The following is a 25,919-nucleotide window of genomic DNA, read 5'->3' on the forward strand; positions in this document are numbered from 1 at the left end:
CTTAAAAGTTATATCCATACTTCACAATCATCAAGTTGGGAAGGCTGATCATTTTTCAATCTGTGGTGTAAAGGGGGGATGTTTTTGGTATTGCCTCGCTCTTTCCAAGCAGTAAATTAAGCCCAAAGAGTGTTGCTAGTAAGAAATTATAAAATAAAAAAGCGCCCTGAATGAGCGCTTATAACTTGTAAAATAGTGTGGGACTTAAGGCACATTATGACCTTTAGATGCTACCCATACTCGATACCATTGCTCACGAGTTAACTCTAATTTGAGGGAGTCTGCGGCTATTTTAACTCTCTCTATTTTGCCTGAACCTATGATTGGTATTGGCTTCGATGGGAGCATTCTTACCCAAGCGTATATAACTTGCTCTATACTCTCTGCCCCCACTTCACATCGAATCGCTTCTAGTTCGTCTCTAACCCTTTTGGCTTGCTCGCTTGAACCAGTAAAAATACTGCCTCCACCTAAGCATGACCAAGCCATTGGTTTGATGCGATTCATCTGGAGTAAATCCAAAGTTCCATCATGGGCAACATCAAAATTGATAGGGTTTATTTCAACTTGGTTAGTGACCAGAGGCTTAGATAGTCGAGATTGGAGTAAGTTGAACTGACTTGGGGTAAAGTTTGAAACGCCGAAGTGTTTAACTTTTCCTACTTTGTAGAGCTCACTGAACGCATCAGCAACTTCATCAGCATCCATTAACAAGTCTGGTCTATGGATAAGCAAAAGATCAATCTGTTCTATGCTGAGCTTTTTCAGTGAGTTGTCGACGGACTGATGAATATGCTTGGCACTTGTATCCTAATGGTTAATTCTACGTGTAGGATATTGTGCGTCACACCGCATAATGTTGCACTTAGTCACTATCTCAATCTGTTCTCTGATCGAAGGCTCTAGTTTGAGTGCTTCTCCAAATAAGGATTCACACTGATAACCCCCATAAATATCAGCATGATCGACCGTTGTGATGCCCAAATCTATGTGCTGCTTAAGAAAAGATAATCTATTTTTCGCTGTCATTCCCCATTCAGCAAGGCGCCAATAACCTTGGACCAGCTCAGAGAGTTCTGGCCCTTGGGGAGCAATTGTCATCTTCGATACCATAACTTTGTTTCTCTCTCGCCTAAATTTGGCGTTACAGTATGATTTTCTGTGATTATCATCAACTTATTCAGGCAACAAATTAGAGTTCGATGATAAAAAAACATGTCAGTGCCGAAGGGTTTTTATTCTGGTCAACACTTTAGCGTTGTAACACTAGATACTCTATGCATTCACAGGTATCTATGACTAGAAAATGTATGCCGCTCCAGAGTCCTCATTACTATTGTTTTCTTGGCTATTAACTCCTGTTGAACTAGAGTCTTCTTCTCTGGCTCCAATCGCTAACCTGTTTCCATCGCCAGATAGAGATACACTGATGCCAAATAAGTCGTCTGCCCCTGTGTTAGATGCTTTTATGTATGTTTGTTCGATCCAACTTGAACCGTCAAAGAAGAATGTATAAGCTGCTCCAGAGTTGGCGGTGTTGTTATTATCTTCACCATTAACACCTTGTGAGTTAGAGTCCTCCGATGATGCTCCCACTGCGAGGGTATTGCCATCCTCTGACAGAGATACTGATACACCGAAATAATCTTCTGTTCCGCTGTTAGAAGCCTTAATATAAGCTCGTTGAGACCACGCGGTATCGCTGAAACGAAAGATATACGCAGCGCCAGATTGTGAGGCGCTGTTATCGCCTGAGCCAATATTTATTTCCTTGGAATTTGAGCTTTCTCCACTTGCGCCTACTGCTAAAATGTTGCCATCTGATGATAAAGAAACAGAGCTACCAAATAAATCACCAGATCCAGTATTTAGTGGTTTAAGATATGCCTCTTGCGCCCAGCTAGTCGTGAACTTATAAATATACACAGCTCCAGCTTCTGTCAAATCGTTGTTGAGTTGCCCGATGTTAACCTCAGTTGAGTCGGACTGTTCATTAGTAGCACCTACTGCTAAGACGTTGCCATCGTTTGATAACGCTACCGAGGACCCAAAACGGTCACCTGCATTGGTATTAGAAGCTTTAATATAGGCTTCTTGAATCCAACTTCCTCCTTGAAAACGGAACAGATAAGCGGCACCAGCATCCTCTGTTAGCATAGGGTCATTCCCTTGGTCGCCATTAATACCCGTTGAGAGTGAGGCTTCCTCGGTGGCGCCTACAACTAGGGTATTGCCATCGCCAGATAGAGCTAAAGAATTACCAAAGAAATCACTAGTTTCGGTATTAGAGCCTCTCAAAATGGCTTCTTCGCCCCAAGCCCCCGCATTAAAACGATAAACATATACAGCACCTGCGTTAATGCCGTTAGTACGTTCACCGGGTGCCGCCACAGCAAGAGTATTGCCGTCAGACGACATAGAAACGTTCATTCCAAAATAATGGCCCTCGCCTGTGTTAGAGGCTTTAACATACGCCTCTTGGTTCCACCTGTTATTTTCAAAGCGAAAAATATATGCGGCTCCAGGTTGGACTAGTGAATTGTCACTTGATCCTGAGCTATTAATACCCGTAGCATTTGATTGTTCGAAAGGAGCTCCTACTACTAGTAGCTCTCCATTTCTGGATAGCGATACACTAAAACCAAACTCATCATGATAGCCAGAGTTAAAAGCCTTTATATACTGAATTAAAACAGAAAGGTCTTGTGGTGCAGTAGATTTTTCATTTGAAAGGCGTTGCCCGTAATCATTCTGGGCAATCACAAAAAATTGATCTAACAATAATTCTAATACGCCAGTACTCGTTAGTGCAATCTGTAGTGTTGATGTTGTACCTATTTCGTCACAATTATTATCTTTTTCAGTATCCTTTCTACACAAAACATAATTAGTTGCACCGTTAGATTGGCTCCAATTGAAAGTAGTTTCATCTTTTGTGACAACAATGTCACTTAGATTGAAATCTTCTGGTATTGAACCTTTAGCCCCTGGATACGTGGTAGCATTGCTAGTAGCTCCATTACTAGTAGCTCCATTACCGCCTCCGCTATCACCGCATCCGTGTAAAGTGAGAGCAGCCGATAGAATTATTAAAATGCTATTTTTGTGTAAAGACATTGTATCAAGCTCATTAGTGTTAATGATAACATTAATATTAGCTACTAGTGTAAAATATACAAAATCGGGCTGAACTACTTAATTTAGCTCATATGTTGTGAGTAGATGATTGTTGGGAGCTCTTGGATTGTTCAACGTAAATCAGATTGTCAGTATTAAAACCACGCTGTTTAGACATTTTTTCAAATTTCTCTATGATTTCAGGGCTGACGGTTGAAGTTCGAGAAAGTAGCCATAAATAGTCGTGATTTGGCCCAGAAATGAAGGCATAGCTGTAATTATCTTTGTCTAGTTCAAATACGACATAAGAGCCGTAAAAAGGCCCGAAAAAGGAGACTTTCAGATACCCCTCATCGGCACTGTTAACAAAAAAGGCTTTGCCTTGGGCCTCGCTCCATTCATCTTTCTTCGCATCGTATCCTCGATTGAGAACGTTTTCCTTAAACCTTTCTCGAGTTGATTTTTAATCACAACTTAAAAGTTATATCCATACTTTACTATCATCAAGTTGGGAAGGCTGATCATTTTTCAATCTATGGTCTAAAAGTGGGGGGGATGTTTTGGGTATTGACTCGCTTTGCCTTAGCCGTACGTAAAGCCCAAAGAGTGTTGCTAGTAAGAAATTATAAAATAAAAAAGCGCCCTGAATGAGCGCTTATAACTTGTAAAATAGTGTGGGACTTAAGGCACATTATGACCTTTAGATGCTACCCATACTCGATACCATTGCTCACGAGTTAACTCTAATTTGAGGGAGTCTGCGGCTATTTTAACTCTCTCTATTTTGCCTGAACCTATGATTGGTATTGGCTTCGATGGGAGCATTCTTACCCAAGCGTATATAACTTGCTCTATACTCTCTGCCCCCACTTCACATCGAATCGCTTCTAGTTCGTCTCTAACCCTTTTGGCTTGCTCGCTTGAACCAGTAAAAATACTGCCTCCACCTAAGCATGACCAAGCCATTGGTTTGATGCGATTCATCTGGAGTAAATCCAAAGTTCCATCATGGGCAACATCAAAATTGATAGGGTTTATTTCAACTTGGTTAGTGACCAGAGGCTTGGATAATCGAGATTGGAGTAAGTTGAACTGACTTGGGGTAAAGTTTGAAACGCCGAAGTGTTTAACTTTTCCTACTTTGTAGAGCTCACTGAACGCATCAGCAACTTCATCAGCATCCATTAACAAGTCTGGTCTATGGATAAGCAAAAGATCAATCTGTTCTATGCTGAGCCTTTTCAGTGAGTTGTCGACGGACTGATGAATATGCTTGGCACTTGTATCGTAATAGTTAATTCTACGTGTAGGATATTGTGCGTCACACAGCATAATGTCGCACTTAGTCACTATCTCAATCTGTTCTCTGATCGAAGGCTCTAGTTTGAGTGCTTCTCCAAATAAGGATTCACACTGATAACCCCCATAAATATCAGCATGATCGACCGTTGTGATGCCCAAATCTATGTGCTGCTTAAGAAAAGATAATCTATTTTTCGCTGTCATGCCCCATTCAGCAAGGCGCCAATAACCTTGGACCAGCTCAGAGAGTTCTGGCCCTTGGGGGGCAATTGTCATCTTCGATACCATAATTTTGTTTCTCTTTTGACTAGATTTGGTTTTACAGTATGATTTTTTGTCTAATGCCTCAAGTCATCAAATTGAGTTATGTGCTGATAGCGATTTTTTAGCCATGCAAAGCGTGGTTTTTTCAGGAGAATAAATTTTTTCAGTGGGTTGCAATGCGGATTTAAATGCTGATTTTTAGATAGTCTGGCGAGATAATTTAGAGAGTTCAATGATATTAAATCAATAGGTTATTGAGTTGATGTCTCCTATCTCCCTGTAACTTTGGACCCTACACCAAATGCAGGGCCCTGATCTACTAATAAACGACAGCCCATACATTATCGATTTCAAAATCGGCTGGGTTGATGCGAGTGATTGCTGAACTATCTATAGTTGTAGCTGGAGCAAAGGCAATAAGTTCGCCATTATTAGCGATTAAAGTGTTGCTCATGACAAAGGTAGTACGATTGGTTGCATCGTTGCTGTAGCCGACAACTAGGCGGTTGTAGAAGTTGGCGTTTATTCGCCCAGCTGTAATAGTAAAAGGTGGGTTGGCGCCACCGATTGGTGAATTTTCATACGTTGACTCATTAAGGGAGGGTACTTGGTTTACACCGGCCAATAACCAAGGGTAGAATTTTGCTTCGTCCCCCAAACTCCCCGGTATATTTATTAAACTCATGTACCCACTATCGAAGCTTAAAATCATTCCCGTCTTAGTGTTAACCGCTTTGGTCACGTTTCCATCAGCACTACTGTCAAACGTTGGCATCACCCCTGTCCAAGTGGTCACGGCGATGTCATTGATGGTTATTTCGACTTTAGAGGGGTCTGTATTGGAGGAAAGGGGGATATCAAACCACACCGCATCACGTGTTGAATTTACTCTGGCTGTTGCGGTTAATTCTTGTCCCACAACGGGGAAAGTCGTCCCATTGATCCCTTGATATTGAGCTTGTGTCCACTTAGTTCCGTCGGGGTTATAAAAAGTTTGCCATCCGGCAGCATTTATGTGGGTGGAAACTAATATTAATAGTGTGCCAAGACATACGCTTAATGATTTCATTATACAGTCCCTTCTATGTTCTAAGGTGTATCGTAAGGCAATACGATGTAATTATCTGGGTCTTCAATTGTTAAAGGCATTCTCGCTAATACTGGGTATGTATTAGAGCAAACCTCTTCATTTCCTTCGCTATTCGCGCAGACCTGAATGCTTTTCAACCAATCTCTATTGGTAACAGTGTAAGATGAGGCAGTACTTACAGCTTGAGAATCCACCCGCCACTCGACATCTGGGCTACTCCGCTGCATGACTAAAGCTGAAAGACTGTCTCCACTGTATATAACGGAAACTTCTTGCTGAGTTGCGCTGTCTACAATCTTAATTGCGGTTGGATCAGTTCCTTCTTGTGGTCCGCTACCATCTGTTGTGCCTGAGCCTGAGCCTGAGCCTGAGCCTGAATTTTGACTACTGGTTCCACCTCCATCAGATCCCCCCCCGCAACCAGCTAGAATAGCGATGTATAAAAGTGAAGTCGCGACGACCTTTATATTATCCATTTCAGTTCCTTAAGTGAGTATGTTTGGAATATAAATCACTGAAAAATAAATTTATTTCTATTCTGGAGTGCGCTGTTTTTTTAAAAAATCAATACAGTCCATTTAAAAACTAGATATAAGTGGTTTATTTGTCAATATTCTTGAAGTTAGTCTCAATGATAGATAGAGATCTGCGAAAACAGAGTAATGAGGGTCTCAAAATCAGAGATTATGGAGCGCAGCCACTGTAATGAAGGCACTTAAAAACTGATCTTATTGAGTTAAACGGCATTGGTACTGATATTTTTGTCTATAATGTTTTATGACTCCAATTTCAGTTAACAACATTATAAAAATGGGCAAAGGAGATAAATGAATGAAGAAATTTATAGCTGTATCTCTGATAGCAATGATGATGACTTTTTCCTCGGTTTTGGTAGCGCAAAGCACTTTAGTGAAAGTGGCAATAGGGGAACTCTACAAAGGCAGTGTCGATTTAGGTTACGGCATGACAGCAATAGAAATACTTGACGCTGTCTATGATGAAGCAAGAATCAATTACACGACAACTTATATGACGGATAAGCATGCTATCCAAGCTGTTGTAACAGGACAATATGATGCATTGGATATGAGGATTGGTGAGTTAGAATACGATTATAGTCAGTCACTTGTTAAAGTTAATGTGCCTTTGGGCAATATTGATATATACATTTTATCAGTTGGTGAAAAATCAGAATTGAGCCTAAAAGATCTTCATGACAAAAACGTTGTTTCCGTGCGAGGAGCGGTTTATACGAACATAATTAAACATTACAAAACGCTTAGCTTGGTCACAGCAGAGGAAGCGGCGTTAATGTTAAGTAATGGAGAAGCTGATGTTTGGGTTGCAGCGACGCAGTCGTATGAGCCAGTAAAAGAAAAGTATCCTGCTATTCATTTTTCAAGTTCGCCAGTCTCAAGAGAGTACCTATATCATTATTTGCACAAAAGTCATCAGCATTTATTAAAGCCTTTAGAGGCTTCGGCTGAGGTTGTGATGAAGGACAAACTTATTTATTAGAGGTAGTTGACCTGATTTATTACAGCCACCTAGATCACTGTATCCCTGTAGAGTGAGTAAAATCGACGTAAATCAGTCCATCAGTATTAAAACCACGTTCTGTAGACATTTGTTTAAACTTCTCTATGACCTCATGACTGACGGTTGGAGTTCGAGAAAGTAGCCATAAATAGTCGTGATTTGGCCCAGAAATGAAGGCATAGCTGTAATTATCTTTGTCTAGTTCAAATACGATATAAGAGCCGTAAAAAGGCCCGAAAAAGGAGACTTTCAGATACCCCTCATCAGCACTGTTAACAAAAAAGGCTTTGCCTTGTGCTTCTCTCCATTTATCGTTCTTTGTATCGTATCCTCGATTGAGAACGGACACTCCGCCATCATCTCTTAGTGAGTATTGCGCAGTGACGTCGGATAACCCACGTTCAAAGGAATGATCTAGTCGCGCTATCTCGTACCAAGTACCAAGGTATTTGGATAGCTCGAAGTTATCAACAGGCTCAACGGATTTAGGCATGCCTAAGCAGCCGGATAAAGCAAATAGCATGGTCGCAAGTAGTATATTTTTCATTGGTATCTCCGCAGTCAAGCTAGATGATGCGTCATGTATCTCGAGAGGATCACTGCAAGGGATAAAGTGTTACTTAGTATCGCTCGTTAAACCCCTTAATAAGTTGTACTACATAAGCAGTGATGGCAAGTATTTCAAATACCCAAAACAGAGGGATTAGACCAAACGGCTCAATTAAAATCCCGTCTTCATCGATGTGAGACCCAATTGAAGCATACGTTAACAAGCACAGTAAGCCGATAATACACAGTGTCATGCTAGTTCGGTTAGGAATAAGTTTTTTCATATTGCACCTTTGAGGTTGTTTTAGCAACGCACTTAGCCGTTGGGTCAATCTATGAATGAATGCTTCTTCGTGCAAGCTTTTTAGAATGGACTTTCAGCCTCGAATGTCATGCGCTCTTTGGTGTATGGGTGTTCTATCACAAGGCGTTGTGCGTGAAGGTGTAATCGCTTTGATCTTTGTCCATAGAGGCCATCTCCATGCATGGGCATGTTGAGCCCAAGATGATGAGCACAATGAACCCTTAGTTGATGGGTTCTGCCAGTTTTGGGGTAGAGGTATAACCTGCTTTGTCCTTCTTTGACTTCGACGCGCTCCCAGTAGGTCTCGGCCGGTTTACCATGTTCAAAACAGACAAGTTGACGGGGCCTGTCATCGGGATCGCCTCGCATGGGTAAATTAATTTGGCCGCTTTGGTCCTGCACTTCTCCTTGTACAATGGCTACGTAGCGTTTTTCTACGGTTCTAGTAATAAACTGTTTTTGTAAACTTTTGTTCGCCCGTTTGGTTAAGGCGAACACCAGTAGGCCTGATGTCGCCATATCCAGCCTGTGTATAACAAATGGACCTTCCGCGTTAGGGTAGAGTTTTTGCAGTCGAGTAATGGCTGAGTCTTGTATGGTTTTACCAGGAATAGAGAGAAGGCCGGTAGGTTTATTAATGACAACGAGCGCTTCATCTTCAAATACAATGCCCATCGGATTATGTTCTGCCCACGCTTTCTCAAGAGGGTTGTCATCCACATCCATACCTTGGAGCATGTGGCCGAGTATAGGCTGACATTTACTGTGACAAGAAGGGTAGAACGTTTTATGCTGGCGGATTTCTGATGTAGGGGACTTACCCCACCAAAACTCAGCCATAGCCAGAGGTTTAAAGCCATGTTTAAATGCGTAGTGAAGAAGTTTTGGCGCCGCGCATTCCCCTGCGCCCGCTGGGGGAGTGATACCTTCAAATATCGAGTTTAGTGATTTTTCTTCCGCGAGAATATTTAAAAAGCGGTACTGCTCAAACAATTTGTGCTGCAGTGCATTCGATAGCGTTTTGCGCTTATCTTTTAGCTGGTTTAGCTCATGATTAAGCTTCTGCCACTCGTTTTTCACTTGATCAATCTTGTCTTGCCACTCTAATTTTAGGTATTTAAGCGTGTTTTTATCATCGACACTTTGCTTTGCGAGGCTGTCCAGTACACGCTCAAGCTCGGCTCCGTTGAGGTGCGATTGAGCATCTTGGCGCTGCAATTTTCTTTCAGCCCGATTGGCGATCATTTTTGCTCGATGAGTGCTTTCTTCTTTTTTATAGTTTGATTCGAGTTTTTCAACCTGACTGGCAAGCTCTGTTAGTTGAGTACCGCTATTAAGAGTATCTATCTGGTCGTTGATTGACATGATCTCTTCATTCTCAGTATGGAAAAAGCTTTGCTTAGCAAATATATCAAACACAGGAGGGACAAAACCTGTTAGTTTGCTTTGCCCAGCCAATTTTCCTGAAAAAGCCGATAGATAACCAATTTCGCCTTGTGGGGACTTGACGATAAGCACGCCGAACATTTTTCCCACTCCATCAGAGTGATTATCCAGCCCAAAATTGTGAACCCATTCGTTTTGGGTGAGCAGGTATTGCTGAAGCTCTCTGGCAGCAAGCTTACACAATGGATGTGGCTCATAGAAAAACGGGAAAGTGAATTTCTCAGGCAAGCTATATTCATCAATACAAGCATTGAAAAGGGTAAAAAGAGAGAGGCTGTGATGCATATGATTTGCCAAAGTGACCAAATAGGAGCCAGATTTTACTCATTTATCGATGAATTTCCAGTGGCTCCTACTTGGATTAGTCTCAAGCTTCTTTGGGGTTAAACCTTATCTTAGGCTCCTAGATTGCTCCCTAACTTTAGCTGCTTGAATCGTTTGATATTACGAAACAACACCAAGACCGCAATACCCATAACAATGGTTGTCATTGCATTGACTACAGACTGCGAAGAGCCATCGTAAAATCCGCTAGCTACATCAATAGCAATCGCCACCAAAACAAGTCTAATAGAGGTTACCAAAGATGCAGCAATGCCTGTCATCTCTGGAAATACCTGCATGGAGTCTGCAAAGAAAAGTCCGATAGAAAGTGCGGCTCCCACTGAAAATACGCACACAATAAAGGTCAGAAAGTCCGGCGAACTTAGCATCTTATTAGGTACCAGCCAAAACGAGGCGATGGAAAGAAACATCAGGCAGAGCCCAGAGCCTTTTAACTTTTCTACACCGAAGCGGTCAATAAGGCGCCCATTACTCAAGCTAAACAGAGCAAAGGTGCCTAGTGTGGCCATTTGGTGAAACGGAAAATACTCAGGCGGGACCTCAAGGTTATCAACATACAAAAGCGACATATTTGAGACAAATACCATGTAGCCTGCGAGAATTAAACTGGTTATCAGCGTGCTATGCCAGAATGAGTAGGATGAAAGTACGCATTTATAATCAGCCATTACTCGCTTGGGAATCAACTTTTTACGTTTTTTGCTTGGTAAAGACTCAGGAACAAACAAAAAGCATTTAACTGCTGAGATAAACACCAAGATGGCAATAAACTCAAAGTTTGCATGGTATCCCATGTGAATACTGATCCAACCGCCAATAAGAGGCGCAAAAGCCATGATGCTTACGGTCAACGTGTTGAGGTCAGCAACCAATTTAGCCGCGGAGTCTTCCTCGAAAAAATCAAAGATCATGGTTGTGCCGACGATTAAACAGGCCGAACTGCCAAACCCTTGTAGCAAACGAAAAGCAAGCAATTGCTCTATGGTCTGTGCAAACACACAACCAATACTCGCCCCAAGGAATACAGAAAAACCGAACATCATGATCGGACGACGTCCAAAATGGTCTGACAGAGGCCCATAGATAAGCGAACCAATACAGATGCCGATAAAATTATAACTTAGGATGCGCTGAACCATAACAGCGTTAGTATTTAAATCTTTTAGTATGTCTGGAAAAGTAGGTAGGTAGATATCGGTCTCCATGGATGCCGCTAGAAAGATAAACACCATTAAAAAACGAAACCACTTTCCTTGATGAGATATAGGGAACATAGTTAATCCAACTGAATCATATTTTTAGATACTACAAGCTGGCTGTACTAAAAAGTAAAGCTATATGCTTGAGAGACATTGTTATTTTAGGGATGCGGCTGGCTAGAGAGGATGTGTGCCATAAGGTAGTGCATACCCATCACTCAGTTGTGAATAAGTGATGACCTAATTTAACATTTTATTTTTATTTGACAAGTAACATTGTAAGCAAATAAAAAAACAATTGCATAATGTCACAATTTTGAGATGAGTAACCGAGAGTTGTTACTCATCCACTGCAATAATTAGGTATTAACTAAAAATAGCTGGGGGGAGCGGTTGGCAATGGCTGCTCGTTTTTTGAGTACAATAAGCAATCAGTATCCAGAATGCGCTTAAAGCCCAATTTCGTGTAGAACTGATGGTTAATATCGCTATGCAAATACAAAGCTTGGCAGCTTTGCTGCTCGAATAGCTCATCCTTTAGTAATGTTACTAGTTTTGACGCATAACCTTTTTGCCTATGTTTGGGAGGGGTAGACAAAGAGCCGATTCCAAAACAACCAGTTTTAAGCCCGAATCCATCTCGGTAAACAATTGCAGATGAAACAAGGGTTTCTTTATCTATCAGCACATACCAAATACCTGATTGATATTTTTTGCTTTGACGACACAAGGACAGATATTCCTCATAAAATAGACCACTTCCCCATGCGTCAAACCCCATTTCGTAAATAGTATCGATTTCACTGGCTCTGGCTTTTCTTAACTGCATGTGTCTGCCTCGCAAATAACCCAATAGCGTGCAACTGGGTAGGGGAAAACTTTCCCCATCACGATATCAATAAACTCTCCCCCGTTTGCTTCAATCACCCCACGGGAGGCGTGATTCTTCTCATCGGCAGTGATCAAAGCCTTCGATATACCGAGCGATTTTGCAATCGGTAGAGCGAGCTTTAGCATGGTCTTTCCGTGCCCTAGTGCGCGGTAAGAAGGTGCGACATCGTATCCGATATGGCCACCCTCAAAGCAAAGAAATGGGTTATCAATGGTGTGACGAATTCTGATCACGCCAAGGATATTTTCCTTTGTGTCTACCATCCAAAAATGACTGCAAGGGACATAGTCTTTACGCAGATTTATACCATTCGCTTCGTCAGCTAATCGCTGAATATAGGCATCAAAGTCATCGATGCCTTCACGATAGTATTCAGCATTGATACTGTCATTGGTCTCAAGATCTTGATAAAGAGCGAAAAACGCAGCTCGATACTCAAGTGATGGTGATACCAGTCTCATTTCCTTCCTCGCATTTATTTAAACATATGTTTCGCGTGGAACACCAGGTGATCTTCAATAAAGCTTGAGATGAAATAGTAGCTATGGTCGTAACCTTCTTGAATACGCAGCTCAAGGTTTGAGTTGTGTGTTTTTGCAGCATTGACCAAAGACTCTGGCTTCAATTGTTCGTGTAAAAAATTATCGGCATCACCTTGGTCGACCAAAATAGGCAGAGGTGATGGATTTTGTTTGAGTAGCTCTGTAGCGTCGTAAGCTTTCCAGGACTCCTGATCCTGTCCTAGGTAAGCGCCAAACGCTTTTTGTCCCCATGGGCAGTGTGTTGGGTTACAAATCGGGCTAAAGGCTGAGATGGATGTGAAGCTATTGGGGTTGCTCAATCCAATGGTCAAGGCTCCGTGTCCTCCCATACTGTGACCTGAAATCGCGTTGATGTTTGATACGGGAAAGTTAGCTTCTATTAACAAGGGTAGCTCTTTTACTATGTAGTCGTACATGCGGTAATGCTTAGACCAAGGCTCTTGGGTCGCATTTAGGTAGAATCCAGCGCCTTTGCCTAAATCGTATGCATCATCGTCCGCTACCTCATCACCGCGCGGGCTAGTATCAGGGGCGACAATCGCGATACCAAGCTTGGCTGCGGTATTAAATGCCCCAGCTTTTTGCATAAAGTTTTCATCGGTGCAGGTTAATCCAGAAAGCCAATACATGACAGGAACAGGAGATTCCTTGCTTGCATTTGGTGGAAGAAATAAGGCAAAGCGCATTGTGCAGTTTAAGGCAGTTGACTCGTGAGTGACTTGTTTGTGCCAGCCGCCAGCAACTTTGTTTTGACTGATATTGGTTAAATTCATAGTGCCATCTCTAAACAGCCACCATAACGTTTTTATGATGGCTATGAGTATTCAAAAAGGAGGGCTTATCTGTCCATATGGATAACAGAGCGAATGCTTTTTCCTTCATGCATGAGGTCGAAGGCGTGGTTCACTTCATCTAGACTCATTGTATGGGTAATAAATTCCTCAAGGCCAAATTCCCCTGCCATGTATCGTTCTACAATGTCAGGCAATTCAGAGCGGCCCTTCACGCCGCCAAAAGCACTTCCGCGCCATACGCGACCTGTCACTAATTGGAAAGGTCTGGTGGAAATTTCTTGTCCAGCGCCTGCCACCCCAATAATGACTGACTCTCCCCATCCTTTGTGACAACACTCAAGAGCTTGGCGCATAACATTAACGTTGCCGATGCACTCAAACGAGTAGTCGACACCACCATCAGTCATTTCGACAATAAACTCTTGGATAGGAGCATCAATAGACTGAGGGTTGATAACGTCTGTTGCGCCGAGTTGTTTGGCGAGATCAAACTTACTTTCGTTAATATCGATACCTATGATACGACTAGCGCCTGCCATTCTAGCGCCAATAATAGCTGAAAGGCCGATTCCACCGAGGCCAAATATAGCGACAGTGTCACCTTTTTCCACTTTGGCGGTATTGAGTACAGCGCCCATGCCAGTGGTAACGCCACAACCCAATAAACACACTTCCTCTAGAGGAGCTTCTGGATTGACTTTGGCTAATGAAATTTCAGGAAGTACTGTGTATTCCGAGAATGTTGAGCAACCCATATAGTGAAAAATAGGTTGTCCGTTGATTGAGAAACGCGTTGTTCCATCAGGCATTAAGCCTTTACCTTGTGTTTCACGAACCGCTTGGCAAAGGTTTGTTTTTCCTGAAGTACAAAACTTACACTCACGACATTCAGCGGTATACAAAGGGATGACATGATCACCAACTTGTACACTGGTGACACCTTCGCCGACCATTTCAACAATTCCACCCCCTTCATGACCAAGAATGGCGGGGAAAATACCTTCTGGATCTTCGCCAGATAGAGTAAAGGCATCAGTGTGGCACACACCTGTTGCAACAATGCGGACTAGCACCTCGCCTTTTTTGGGCAACTGGACCTCAACTTCTTCCATCTTAAGTGGCTCGCCTGCCGCCCATGCGACTGCTGCCTTAGACTTAATAAACTCTTGACCTGGTTTGATATCGAGTGCCATTCAAACTTCCTTTTAGCTTTAAGTATATGTGTTTTATAAACTTTCTTCTCTGATTTAATCACGAATCACAGCCTGTTCCCAGCTTTAAATCAACACTTATGTTCGCTTTGTTTGGTGTCTCACTATTTTGAGAACTGGTTGTAAGTTAGTTGTGGTTAACGAGGACCAGAACTTAGGTCGTTTTGCTGTAATCTGGGCGCTTCAGCAATGTCGCTGAAGGTTGCATCGTGTTGGGAAGCGTCGGGTAAAAAGAGCTCTAGTTGTTCGATGGATTGATGAAGACTTTGTTTTTCAAAGAGAGTGTTATCATGAAGGATAGTCTGATCATCAGTGAATGTTTCAATATCTTGGTGAGTCACAGACTCAAGATTGGCAGGGTGTGGTGGATGTATCGACTCTGTCATTGCTGTCAAAATGGCGGCAATATTTTCAGGCTGTTGCTCAGCAAGCCAAGTGACCAGTTCCTCAATTTGGTGATTATCCGATGTGGAAAGTCGTTTGACGATATCTATTGATAACTCCGGATGAGTGTGTGCGAGTGAACGGAATAAGAAAATAGTATCAATATTATCTATTTCAGCAAACCGCTCAATTAAAGTGATTGCCCATGGTGATTGCTTGTTAATTACATTTCTAATAAAAGTGATTGAATTTATCGGGCTTGATTTGGCAAGTTGTTCGACTTGAGACAAGGTTACTGCAAAATCATTCTGCTCATTTTGCTCATTTTGCTCATTTTGCTCATTTTGCTCATTTTGCTCATTTTGCTCATTTTGATGTTCGGCTCTAGGGTCGAGTTCTCCATGTATCGAGTTTGGAGTGTGCATAACAAAGGTTTCTTGCGCTTCTACTGGCAGCGCCTCACGTTCAGACATGCGATAAATGGTGTAAATCATCAAACCAAGATCCACCATGATCACGAAAGTAAAAAGAGCGTTTTGGTCAAGGCTGCCCATTAATACTGAAGCGGTGTAGGGTCCAATGATTGCGCCAATAGCATAAATACATAGTAACCCTGACACGACGGGGACAAGCTGCATGCTTGATGTATGGTCAAAGGCTTCTGCGATACTAAGGGGGTAGAGACAAGCAATTAACCCCATGGTTACCGCTGCCAAGAAAAAGGGGGCAAACGGCGACTGCCAGTGGATTGAAACGGGTAATGCGAAGCAGACAATGGCAAGCACAAAGCTGCTGCCTAAAATAACCTTACGGCGCTCGAAACGATCAGACAGATATCCAATTGGTATTTGGAGAAAAATGCCTCCTGCGGCTGCCGCCCCCATAAATAGGGACAGTTCGAGCCCACGAAACCCCATACCGCCGGCATAGATTGGTAGCAGGTTTACCAATGTGGAATACAAAACACCGCAAACAAAGCATGCGACGAAACCTAGTGGAGAAATCGTGAAGATAGTCTTAAGTGGTATGGTCGGTGTCGATTCAATGCTTGGCTCAGAGTGTGCGATAAATATGATAGGTGTGATGGAGATACTAAATAGTACGCCGCAGATCAAAAACAGGGTGATTTCACTCGGCGGTGCTATGACAAGACCGAACTGACCAATTGTAATGGCACCCAGTATAATGATCTGATTGATGGCTAGGAGCTTTCCTCTGGTAGACTGGGTTGATACGCTGTTAAACCACACATCTAAGGTTGCCGTGGCACACGCGATGCAAAAGCCCATGACAGTGCGCATTAATACCCAAATCCACATATCCGCATTGAGTCCCATGGTCAGGATAGCGGTGGCTCCCAAGCTCCCGCACATGGCAAAGGTTCGTACTAATCCAATTCGGCGTAAAATTCGCTTACCCAGAATGGCACCCAATAAAAAGCCGACGGAATACATGGAAAGGATAAAGCCGATAGTTTCGACACTACTGTTGGTTTCTGCAAGCGACACTGGCAATAAGAGTCCGCTCAATCCGTGACTGCCCATCAAAAGAAACGAACTGATCAACAAAAGCGCTGCTGGATAAATCGGCATGATTAATCCCTTCTACAATGTGGATGCATTTACTTGAGCACCGCGGCTTAAGACATTAACAATAAATAGCTTTTGTGCCTTAGTGGTCTAGAACTCTTAAAATTTTTCGCCAAACCTTAAAGATAAAATAATTTATAGATTATTATCTCATCATAGGGGCAAATTTTGTGAGATGGAAAATATTTCGTTCGTATTACCTCATCGGTTTAATCGTTTGATATGAGTAGTGAGTCGTTAGGTTTTTACTTTGCTCTGGTAGCCAGTTTCACAAAAGTCGCCGGATAAGATTGACATTGGTTTTTCTTACTTATGACAATGGGAAATGACGACATCTTTATCTTAAGCGGGTTTGATGGTGCAAAACTATACAGATTGAGTTGATATGAAATTACACGCTACAGCATTATTTATTGCTATCTGTTCTGTTCCGTCCAGTGCTTTTGCCAAAAAGCAAGTTGAGGAACAAGTATTAGATGAACCTAACAGCCAAACCGTTTACTTTGAGAAAAATGATGATTGGGTAAAACTCAAATCAGGAGAAGTGATCAAAGGAGAACTCAACGGCACGATTAAAAAAGATTCTAATTCCTACAAGCAGGAAATTGAGTTTGACAGTGATGATCTTGGTGATCAAGAAATCGAGCTAGGAGATATCCAAGAACTTCAGACTGCGGGGTATTTCACTATTCGCGTATCTGATGGCGCTATCTACGATGGCTATCTTTCTATTCGTGATGATCAGCTCTACTTAACCAGTGCGGATAACGAGATATCTTTTCCTGTCACAGAGGTTGTGTCCATATATCGTGGGAAAGAGAAAGACTCTGAACAGTGGGATGCAGAATTTACGTTTAGCATGGATATGAGCAGTGGTAACACTGATGAGCTTACCTTAAAGGGAGGTATTGACGCAGAACGTAATACTGTAGAGTCAAGGACCAAACTTAATGCCAGCCATGAAAACAAAGAATCCAATGATGAAAAGACCGCCAATAATTCTAAAGTCAAAGGTTCTTATGATATTTATATTGATAACAAACTTTTCTTTAGGCCATTAGATCTTGAGGCTGAAAGCGATGAATTCAAAAACTTAGATTACAAAGTGACAGCGTCAATGGGTGTGGGTTACTTCTTTATCGCCAATGAAACGACAGAATGGGATGTAACTATTGGTCCTGCATACACTCATACGAAATTCATTACGGTAGAAGAAGGCAGTTCATCAACAGCAAACAGTGGTGCATTCAAACTTGATTCAAGTTTTGAGTATGAACTGACCAAAAATATCGATTTTAACTATGACTACAGTATGACTTGGGAAAGTGAAGAATCAGGAGGCGTTCAACATATCAATGAGATAGGGTTTGATATTGATCTTGTAGGTGATCTCGATCTTAGCATTGACGGTATATGGGAGCATGTCTCTGATCCAGCCGCTGACTCAGATGGCAAGGTACCTGAAAAAGATGACTATAAAATGTTTGTCGGCCTAAGTTACGAAATCTAGAGTAATGAAGTTTTAGGTAAAATAACGCATATAAGCTTATTGTTGGTATGCGTTATTTTTACTCATAGCGCTTATTTTACAGTCAGGTAATTTTTACCTTAGATAGTCGCTTCTATTTTTAAAATATAGAAATAATTTCATATAAAATTGCAATATAATCCTTTTTCCTTTACGGTAGAATGCTACTAAATGTAAATTATAATAATTTCAAATTTATGGCGAAGGAAATAATCTCCACTCCCTTACAAAGTCCAAATCCTTTTACAGATCCTCAAAGTGTTTCGTTTCCGTTAGAATCCAATGAAATAAGCATGCCAACACCGCTTGTTTCATCTTGGGATGGCCTTATTGATGAAGTTGAACAAAAAACGCAATCAATTAATATTAACTCTGTTAATAAAGGCCGTGAGCAGGCAATATCTTCAAGTTCTTCGCCGCAAGCCCAATTATTAGACGAGAGGATTTTAGAAAAACAGGTATTAATCCATCAACTAAATCTCAGAATCGCGGATAAAGATGATGACTTTGAACGTTATGAGAGCCTCGGAGATACAGAAGCACAAAATAATGAATGGAAAAAACGGCAAGAGGCCATCCAAGCTCGCAATATATTAAGGAGTGAGCTTATTTTACTTCAGGAAGAAAAAATCAATAATGAGATTATTAACGCTTCGCCAAGCTTAAATTTCTCAGCTAACCAACTTAAACAAGAGCTTGGGTATTTATCGCTCAATACGTCGGAAATTGAAGTAGAAGAGCAGTTTAAGAGAAAGATATTTCTTGATGCCATCGAAGATTTACTCGACTCTCAAATAGAAGTAACAAACAAAAAAATAACGGCAATCCAGACTAGATTGTTAACGCTTACCTCGCGTGAGCCAGATCGGTACCAAGCAGCGTTAGCTAAATTGGAAGAAAGAAAAGCGATAATGCTTACAGAAAAGGAAGAATTCAAGCTTGATAATGCGGAAGAATTGGCGTTAAGAGGTAGGTTCAGGCAACTATATAAGATGCCTAAAGATCAAGATATTGCTTCATTTACGCAAAGTGTTATCGCATCGATTGATAGTAGGTTATCTTGGGGTTCTGATAGGCTTTTCAGCGAAAAAGCAAAAATTCAACACAGTAAGTGGGCAACATTTGTTGACTATGCGATTTTGCATTCATCGCTTTTACCCACTGTTTCTATACCCAGTATCAATTCTGGAGAAGAGGATGTGATGGTTCGGTTTTTTACTGAACTTGATCAAGAACTCGGTAGGCAAAGTTCTACAGCAAAAGACAGACTCACAAAGGTGGGTAATATGTTTGATGATGTCTTGGATACTATGACTCGATTGAGCAGTGGCGATATATGGACCCAAGATATCGTGTCCATGAACAACAATCAGATAGAAGCCTGTTATGATTTAAAAAGTGCCTACGCCGTTCTTATTCGTGCGGGAGCGTTTGAGCGAGGGCCTTTTGAAAAACTGTACTCACAAATAGATTATCCGACCGTGCCTCTCGCGACTATTGTTGAACACTCAAGCCCAAGGTATTTAGGTAAAGGACTGAGTCGGTCTCATTTTATTACTTCCGCTTTATCGAAGTTGACTCCCCCAGTGAAACCTGACGTGAGCTTTGAAGGCTACCAAGAAATCACACCATACTTTCACAGAACAGCAGATATGGCAGCATCACTCAACAGGAACTCCACTTGGTCAGAAGATATAGGCCATTTTAGAACTATGCTGATTTCTCTCTATCCAGAGGCTTCAACGGCTGAGCGTGATTTTGATGAGCTATTTATGTATATCGTCGGAACCTCGGTTAACACAGATGATACAACCAGAGTCATCAGGGCATACTGTTATCGTGGTATAGAAGATAAAGTCATTGTTTACACCAGACAAGGTGAGCGAATATACCAATTCTCGGCAGACACAGTCACTCTTCAAAAAGGGGACTCTCCAGAAGTTGATGCTCTGCTGCAAAGCCTATTTGTTTGTCCCGACGGACAGCAAGTGATGAGAGTGTACTCTGAGCAAGCAACGACAGGTGTGATTTTACCGAAAAAGAAGCGCCTGTCAGCAGGCGATCTGGCGCGTAGGCATTATAACGGAGTGTTTTTTCCATATAGGCATGAGCAACAGGCTAGGATTGACCAAATTTTGAGTTTAGGTCTGGATGATAAGTATACTGAAAAAATAGAGAAAGAACTCACTGATAATAAAGATTTTATTCTTGATAAAACCAATGCTCACCTGAAATTATTAGCATTAATGAATATCTCAACTGGCGGAGGTGAGGTTGATGAAGGTCAAAAGAGCGAGATTAGAGGGTGGCTGGATGAGTTTTCTCGTGGTGAAAGAAAGGCCAGCTTTGGAGCGGCCAATTATATAGGAAAAGAGGCAGTATCAAATCCAGACCTCATATATATTCCTGTCACACAAGATGAATCGACTGTGACGGAGGGGCTGTTAGTTAATTTGAGGTTATCTATCGTCATCCCCATTCCTAGACACTTTATCGACAAATTAAAACTATACACTTCTAATGATTTTAGGCTTGCTTTCTCTCTGGGTTTTTATTCGAAAAATCGTGAGGAAATAAGAAATATCCCCATTACAGATTCAGGGTGGGTGGCCGCGATGAGAGACATAGAGGGTTATGCGCAGCGGTTAGCATCTCGCGGTAGCAATATTTCAATGCCTGAGCTGGATGAGGCACTTCGACGAGTATCTCAATATTGTATGAGAACAGCGTTTGGTTTTGAAAGTCCGACCGAAGCGGAAATGGTAAAACTTAATGAGATATTTCTCCTGAGAAACTTGCATGAGTCATATAGTGCCTTTTTCAATACTCATGTCTTGGATGACTCTCTGGTGAACCAGTACATACGTGCGGTGAACTTCAAGGCAGGAATGAATGACTTTGTCTCTCTTCTTAGGCTACACAAAGGTTTTACTTGGAGAAGTTCAAGCGAAGAGTCTGAAGAAAGGCATTTTCGACCAGATGGCGATAATGCTTTTGCAAATAAGATCTTTGATGACATTAAATCTTATTACCTCACTCAGTGGGACGATGAAGTGGTTTCTTATAGTGAGGAGTGGTGGAAAGATACCATCGAGTGGTGGCGTACGCCTCTAAGAATTGCAGGTTACACCATTGCTTCTGTATTAGCGGTTATGTTCCCAGGTTTGTCGGCAGGAATTATAGCGGGAATAGCAACGACATTTATCACCGACACTGCACTCGATATTGGGTTATTGGGAGTTGAAGATAATCCTCCTCAAAAACAAAAAATTATGGATGGGATTATTGTTAAGACTTTCATCTCAATTGGTGGTGAAGCCTTGGGGGGAGCAGGAGCTCAGCTAACGGCAAAAGCAGTCAAGCGCTTGCTCCTCAAACGTGCTTCGATGCAACTCAGAGGTGGAGAGTTAATTAAGGCGAGGCAAACGATAGAGGATTACTCTGATGATGCTATTGAAGAGATGGCGCAATCTATGAGAACTCGTCCAGAGATGCCAGCTCTGACTAAGCTTTTGGCTAAAAAAGGAGACGGGTTACCAAGTATTAACCGCCAAAGTGTCGATATGCAGTATGTTTTGAACCGAAACGGCGTAGCGGTGGATAACGAGATTAATCTATTTAAACGGCTTAAGAACTTCTACAACAGCCATGATAAAACCACAACGGTGATGGAAACTGTAGAAGGGATTCTGATTTTAACTTTGACTGGAGAAATAATTGTTTTAATTGAAGAGTGTCTATCAGATACGGTGAAAGACAATGAGTTTTACCAAGTCTTAAAATTAATTTTACTCTATGGTATCGCAGCAGGAGCAACGACGGTATCCAGCATGCAAAGAAGCTCAGAAATGCTCGAAATAGAAACTAAAGTGTGTTTGGAAAAAATGGGTGTGTCGGAAGAAAACATACTACTTTTCAACCAAGCTAGCGCGCGGCGTGGTTTTTTTGATAAAGACATAACCAATGAAACAGACTTTGTGCAGGCTTTGGATAAGTTTGATGATATGCCAGCAGGTGCTTCACCAAAAGAAATGAAATCACGGCGGCTCCTCAAGCTTGATAGGTTTTCGAAGATGTCGCGTCGAATAAGCTTTGACCCCTTGTACTTGAGGCTGTCAAAATATATCAATCGAAGATCAGTATCTGGTGCTAAGCCAGCTATCACCGAGTAAACCCCGCTAACTCATGGTAGTTAATATTGGCCTTTAATTCATAAACATTCTCTATCGCTATATTTTACTCAAATGTAGGTTTTTTATCAGTGTATTTTTGAGCCGGAATCCATTAGAATTCGAGCTTGGATCATTGAGAGGTTCATCGGTATTTGTTCCTAAAAGTGCTCCAACGTTTTTTAATCTTACTTTTCTTAAATTAACTAACTGTTATATAAAGAAAAATAAATCAATCAAGTGTTGCTTGGTGTGCAACACCACTGTAAGGACAGTTAAATGCCTATTATTACTCTTCCTGACGGCAGTCAGCGTCAATTTGACAACCCAGTCTCTACTCTCGATGTTGCTCAATCTATCGGTCCAGGTCTTGCGAAAGCAACCATTGCTGGTCGTGTCGATGGCAATCGCGTCGATGCTTGTGATCTTATTGAGCAAGATGCAAGCCTTGAAATTATTACGGTAAAAGACGAAGTTGATGGTCTTGAAATCGTTCGTCACTCGTGTGCGCACCTTTTGGGACACGCGATCAAGCAGCTTTACCCTGAAGCGAAAATGGCGATTGGACCAACTATTGATAATGGTTTCTACTATGACATTGATTTGGAACACTCTTTGACGCAAGAAGATCTAGAGAAGATCGAAAAGCGAATGAAAGAGCTAGCCAAAACTAAGTATCAAGTTATCAAGAAAAAAGTCAGCTGGCAGGAAGCTCGCGATGCGTTTGAAACGCGCCGCGAAACTTATAAGATGGAAATTTTGGATGAAAACGTCGCGCGTGACGATCGTCCTGGATTATACCATCACGAAGAATACATCGATATGTGTCGTGGTCCTCACGTACCCCATATGGGTTTTTGCCAACACTTTACGCTCTTGAATGTTGCCGGTGCATACTGGCGTGGTAACAGTGACAACAAGATGTTACAGCGTATTTATGGCACGGCCTTCCACGACAAAAAAGCATTAAAAGCGCACTTAACTCGCCTTGAAGAAGCGGCGAAACGTGATCACCGTAAAATTGGCAAGCAGCTCGATTTGTTCCACATGCAGCAAGAAGCACCTGGAATGGTGTTCTGGCATCACAACGGCTGGTCTATTTTCCGTGACTTGGAAGTATTTGTACGTGAAAAATTAACAGAATACGGTTACCAAGAAGTAAAAGGTCCTCTTATTATGGACCGCGTGCTTTGGGAACGCTCTGGTCACTGGGACAAGTATGCTGAAGCTATGTTCACGACTGCGTCAGAGAACCGTGATTATGCGCTTAAGCCAATGAACTGCCCAGGTCATGTACAAATCTTTAATCAAGGCCTTAAGTCATACCGCGATCTGCCATTAAGAATGGCCGAGTTTGGCTCTTGTCATCGTAACGAACCATCTGGTGCTCTACATGGCATCATGCGTGTACGAGGCTTTACTCAGGACGATGCACACATCTTCTGTACTGAAAGTCAGATTCAAGAAGAAGTCACGTCTTGTATTAAAATGGTATACGATACTTATCAAACGTTTGGATTTGATAATATTGTAGTTAAACTATCGACTCGACCAGAAAAACGAGTAGGTTCAGATGAAATTTGGGATGAATCTGAGAGAGCGCTGCAAAAATCGCTTGAAGCTATGGACATTCCATATGAAATTCAAGAAGGTGAAGGCGCATTCTACGGACCTAAAATTGAATTTACTTTGCATGATTGCCTAGATCGTGCTTGGCAATGTGGTACGGTTCAACTTGATTTCAATCTTCCAAGTCGTTTAGGTGCCACTTATGTCGATGAGAATAATGAGCGACAAGTGCCAGTGATGATTCACCGTGCGATATTGGGCTCATTGGAAAGATTCATCGGAATTTTGATTGAAGAATACTTCGGATTCTTCCCAACTTGGCTATCTCCAGAGCAAGCCGTAATTATGAATATTACGGACAAACAGTCGAATTATGCTCAGGAAGTTGCCCAAAAACTACAAAAATGTGGAATTAGAGCCAAAGCAGACTTGAGAAATGAGAAGATTGGCTTTAAAATCCGCGAACATACTTTGAAGCGTGTGCCGTATATGCTGGTTTGTGGTGACCAAGAAATGGAAGCCGGAGAAATCGCAGTACGTACTCGTAAAGGTAAAGATCTCGGTAAATTTAAAGTGGATGACTTTGTTTCCTACATCCAAGAAGAGATCTCAAGCCGTAAGCTCAATCTGGAGGAATAAGCTATTAAAGGCGGAAGACGCGGCCAACAACCGGCCAAACAAAATGCTCATCGTTTAAACGGTGAAATCCGAGGCGTACGTGAGGTTCGACTCACAGGCGCTGACGGCGAATCAGTTGGTATCGTATCGATCCAAGAAGCGGTTGCTGCAGCTGAAGAAGCTGGTATGGACCTTGTAGAAATCAGTCCAAATGCTGAGCCACCTGTCTGTCGTGTGATGGACTATGGTAAATTCCTCTTTGAGAAGAGCAAAGCTGCAAAAGAGCAGAAGAAGAAGCAAAAGCAGATCCAGATTAAGGAAGTGAAATTCCGTCCTGGAACTGATATTGGAGACTATCAGGTAAAACTACGCAACCTGACGCGTTTCCTTGAAGAAGGCAACAAAGTGAAAGTAACTATTCGCTTCCGTGGCCGAGAAATGGCACACCAAGACATCGGTGTTGATGTTCTAAATCGTCTTAAGGAAGATACAGTCGAATTGGCTGTTGTTGAATCTTTCCCTAAGAAGATTGAAGGCCGTCAGATGATCATGGTGCTTGCCCCTAAGAAGAAGTAATTAGCGGCTTACAAGTAATAAACCCTGTCACTTTCTCTGATTAGATTTTAGTGACAGGGTTTTATTCGCCCTGATTACATGTTGTTTAAACTACTACAATGCGGAGTTATTCATCATGCCTAAGATGAAAACCAACAAAGGTGCTGCTAAGCGTTTCAAGAAAACTGCTGGTGGTATTAAGTACAAGCACGCTACTAAACGTCACATCCTGACTAAGCGTACTACTAAGAACAAGCGTCAACTACGTCCAAACGCAATCCTTCCTAAATGTGAAGTGGCTGCAGTTGTTCGTATGATGCCATACGCTTAATTCTTTTTAGTTTATTTATCGTTTAGTTTAGGAGAAGCATAATGCCTCGCGTAAAACGTGGTGTACAAGCTCGTGCACGTCATAAGAAAGTTCTAAAACAAGCTAAAGGTTACTACGGTGCACGTTCACGTGTTTACCGCGTAGCTTTCCAAGCAGTTACTAAAGCTGGTCAATACGCATACCGTGACCGTCGCAACAAGAAGCGTCAATTCCGTCAACTATGGATTGCACGTATCAATGCGGCATCTCGTCAAAATGGTCTATCTTACAGCCGTTTCATCAACGGCCTTAAGAAAGCATCTATCGAGATCGACCGTAAGATCCTTGCTGATATCGCGGTATTCGACAAATCTGCTTTCACAGTACTTGTTGAAAAAGCGAAAGCTGCTCTTTAATCAGAGACAGTGATTAGGATTAAGAGAAAGAGGAGCATTCGCTCCTCTTTTTTGTTTTTGTCATTTTTTGTAATGCTTTAAGTCACAATTCCATCATTTAATATCAGCTTGTCATAAAACCTTGCACTGAGTGTGTTCCCGATACACGAATTGAATACAGTTTCCTCATAAAATAACTACTCTGATA

The 25,919-nt window shown here is 41.9% G+C and carries 20 protein-coding genes and 2 pseudogenes; 7 read left to right on the forward strand and 15 right to left on the reverse strand.

Features of this window, described 5'->3' with window-relative positions:
* Positions 1-204: 204 nt before the first annotated feature.
* From FIV01_RS19715 to FIV01_RS19740, 6 genes and pseudogenes are all read right to left on the reverse strand, one after another.
* A pseudogene (locus FIV01_RS19715) lies at positions 205-1,113 on the reverse strand (aldo/keto reductase).
* A 186-nt stretch (positions 1,114-1,299) separates the two neighbouring features.
* Complete coding sequence (locus tag FIV01_RS19720) at positions 1,300-3,117, reverse strand: FG-GAP repeat protein (RefSeq protein WP_152432645.1); 1,818 nt, start codon at positions 3,115-3,117, stop codon at positions 1,300-1,302.
* An 88-nt stretch (positions 3,118-3,205) separates the two neighbouring features.
* A pseudogene (locus FIV01_RS19725) lies at positions 3,206-3,550 on the reverse strand (lipocalin family protein); the annotation flags it as partial.
* A gap of 248 nt (positions 3,551-3,798) precedes the next feature.
* The gene (locus tag FIV01_RS19730) at positions 3,799-4,707 is read right to left on the reverse strand and encodes an aldo/keto reductase (protein WP_152432646.1); all 909 of its coding nucleotides are present in this window, start codon (positions 4,705-4,707) and stop codon (positions 3,799-3,801) included.
* Positions 4,708-5,002: 295 nt separating this feature from the next.
* Positions 5,003-5,752 carry a hypothetical protein gene (locus FIV01_RS19735; protein ID WP_152432647.1) on the reverse strand — a complete coding sequence of 250 codons (750 nt, stop codon included), beginning with the start codon at positions 5,750-5,752 and terminating at the stop codon, positions 5,003-5,005.
* A 20-nt stretch (positions 5,753-5,772) separates the two neighbouring features.
* Positions 5,773-6,249, reverse strand: a complete 477-nt coding sequence (locus FIV01_RS19740) for a hypothetical protein (RefSeq protein WP_152432648.1) — start codon at positions 6,247-6,249, stop codon at positions 5,773-5,775.
* Between the two features lie 355 nt (positions 6,250-6,604).
* On the opposite strand from FIV01_RS19740, the gene FIV01_RS19745 reads away from it, so the two are divergent.
* On the forward strand, positions 6,605-7,291 hold the full coding sequence (locus FIV01_RS19745) for a type 2 periplasmic-binding domain-containing protein (RefSeq protein WP_152432649.1): 687 nt from the start codon (positions 6,605-6,607) through the stop codon (positions 7,289-7,291).
* 34 nt (positions 7,292-7,325) lie between these two features.
* On the opposite strand, the gene FIV01_RS19750 is transcribed toward FIV01_RS19745, so the two are convergent.
* The 9 genes from FIV01_RS19750 to FIV01_RS19790 all read right to left on the reverse strand — a co-directional run bounded on the left by FIV01_RS19750 (position 7,326) and on the right by FIV01_RS19790 (position 16,570).
* Positions 7,326-7,859, reverse strand: coding sequence for a lipocalin family protein (locus tag FIV01_RS19750; RefSeq protein WP_152432650.1), 534 nt, complete (start codon positions 7,857-7,859; stop codon positions 7,326-7,328).
* Between the two features lie 73 nt (positions 7,860-7,932).
* A complete protein-coding gene (locus tag FIV01_RS19755; protein ID WP_152432651.1) occupies positions 7,933-8,145 on the reverse strand; it encodes a DUF3955 domain-containing protein in 213 nt (70 codons plus the stop codon).
* A gap of 80 nt (positions 8,146-8,225) precedes the next feature.
* Entirely contained in the window at positions 8,226-9,896 is a 1,671-nt protein-coding gene (locus tag FIV01_RS19760; RefSeq protein WP_152432652.1) for an RluA family pseudouridine synthase, read from the reverse strand.
* A 110-nt stretch (positions 9,897-10,006) separates the two neighbouring features.
* On the reverse strand, positions 10,007-11,230 hold the full coding sequence (locus FIV01_RS19765; RefSeq protein WP_152432653.1) for a multidrug effflux MFS transporter: 1,224 nt from the start codon (positions 11,228-11,230) through the stop codon (positions 10,007-10,009).
* Positions 11,231-11,525: 295 nt separating this feature from the next.
* The gene (locus tag FIV01_RS19770) at positions 11,526-11,984 is read right to left on the reverse strand and encodes a GNAT family N-acetyltransferase (protein WP_152432654.1); all 459 of its coding nucleotides are present in this window, start codon (positions 11,982-11,984) and stop codon (positions 11,526-11,528) included.
* Entirely contained in the window at positions 11,975-12,508 is a 534-nt protein-coding gene (locus FIV01_RS19775) for a GNAT family N-acetyltransferase (protein ID WP_152432655.1), read from the reverse strand. Before FIV01_RS19775 ends, FIV01_RS19770 begins: the two co-directional genes overlap by 10 nt.
* Positions 12,509-12,522: 14 nt before the next feature.
* A complete protein-coding gene (gene fghA, locus FIV01_RS19780) occupies positions 12,523-13,362 on the reverse strand; it encodes an S-formylglutathione hydrolase (RefSeq protein ID WP_152432656.1) in 840 nt (279 codons plus the stop codon).
* Between the two features lie 65 nt (positions 13,363-13,427).
* Entirely contained in the window at positions 13,428-14,576 is a 1,149-nt protein-coding gene (locus tag FIV01_RS19785; protein WP_152432657.1) for an S-(hydroxymethyl)glutathione dehydrogenase/class III alcohol dehydrogenase, read from the reverse strand.
* A gap of 155 nt (positions 14,577-14,731) precedes the next feature.
* Positions 14,732-16,570 carry an MFS transporter gene (locus tag FIV01_RS19790; RefSeq protein WP_152432658.1) on the reverse strand — a complete coding sequence of 613 codons (1,839 nt, stop codon included), beginning with the start codon at positions 16,568-16,570 and terminating at the stop codon, positions 14,732-14,734.
* Positions 16,571-16,952: 382 nt separating this feature from the next.
* Here FIV01_RS19790 and FIV01_RS19795 point away from each other — a divergent pair, with 382 nt between their 5' ends.
* The 6 genes from FIV01_RS19795 (at position 16,953) to rplT (ending at position 25,732) form a co-directional block, all read left to right on the forward strand.
* The gene (locus tag FIV01_RS19795) at positions 16,953-18,077 is read left to right on the forward strand and encodes a DUF481 domain-containing protein (protein ID WP_152432659.1); all 1,125 of its coding nucleotides are present in this window, start codon (positions 16,953-16,955) and stop codon (positions 18,075-18,077) included.
* A 311-nt stretch (positions 18,078-18,388) separates the two neighbouring features.
* Positions 18,389-22,267 carry a hypothetical protein gene (locus FIV01_RS19800; protein WP_152432660.1) on the forward strand — a complete coding sequence of 1,293 codons (3,879 nt, stop codon included), beginning with the start codon at positions 18,389-18,391 and terminating at the stop codon, positions 22,265-22,267.
* A gap of 276 nt (positions 22,268-22,543) precedes the next feature.
* Positions 22,544-24,472 carry a threonine--tRNA ligase gene (thrS, locus tag FIV01_RS19805; protein ID WP_114783756.1) on the forward strand — a complete coding sequence of 643 codons (1,929 nt, stop codon included), beginning with the start codon at positions 22,544-22,546 and terminating at the stop codon, positions 24,470-24,472.
* 3 nt (positions 24,473-24,475) lie between these two features.
* Positions 24,476-25,027, forward strand: a complete 552-nt coding sequence (gene infC / locus FIV01_RS19810; RefSeq protein WP_114783754.1) for a translation initiation factor IF-3 — start codon at positions 24,476-24,478, stop codon at positions 25,025-25,027.
* A gap of 115 nt (positions 25,028-25,142) precedes the next feature.
* Positions 25,143-25,337 (forward strand): 50S ribosomal protein L35, encoded by a 195-nt coding sequence (rpmI, locus tag FIV01_RS19815; protein ID WP_004401085.1) that lies wholly within the window; start codon positions 25,143-25,145, stop codon positions 25,335-25,337.
* A gap of 41 nt (positions 25,338-25,378) precedes the next feature.
* A complete protein-coding gene (gene rplT / locus FIV01_RS19820) occupies positions 25,379-25,732 on the forward strand; it encodes a 50S ribosomal protein L20 (protein ID WP_114783752.1) in 354 nt (117 codons plus the stop codon).
* The last annotated feature ends 187 nt before the right edge of the window (positions 25,733-25,919 follow it).

Source organism: Vibrio aquimaris (assembly GCF_009363415.1).
Classification (GTDB): domain Bacteria; phylum Pseudomonadota; class Gammaproteobacteria; order Enterobacterales; family Vibrionaceae; genus Vibrio; species Vibrio aquimaris.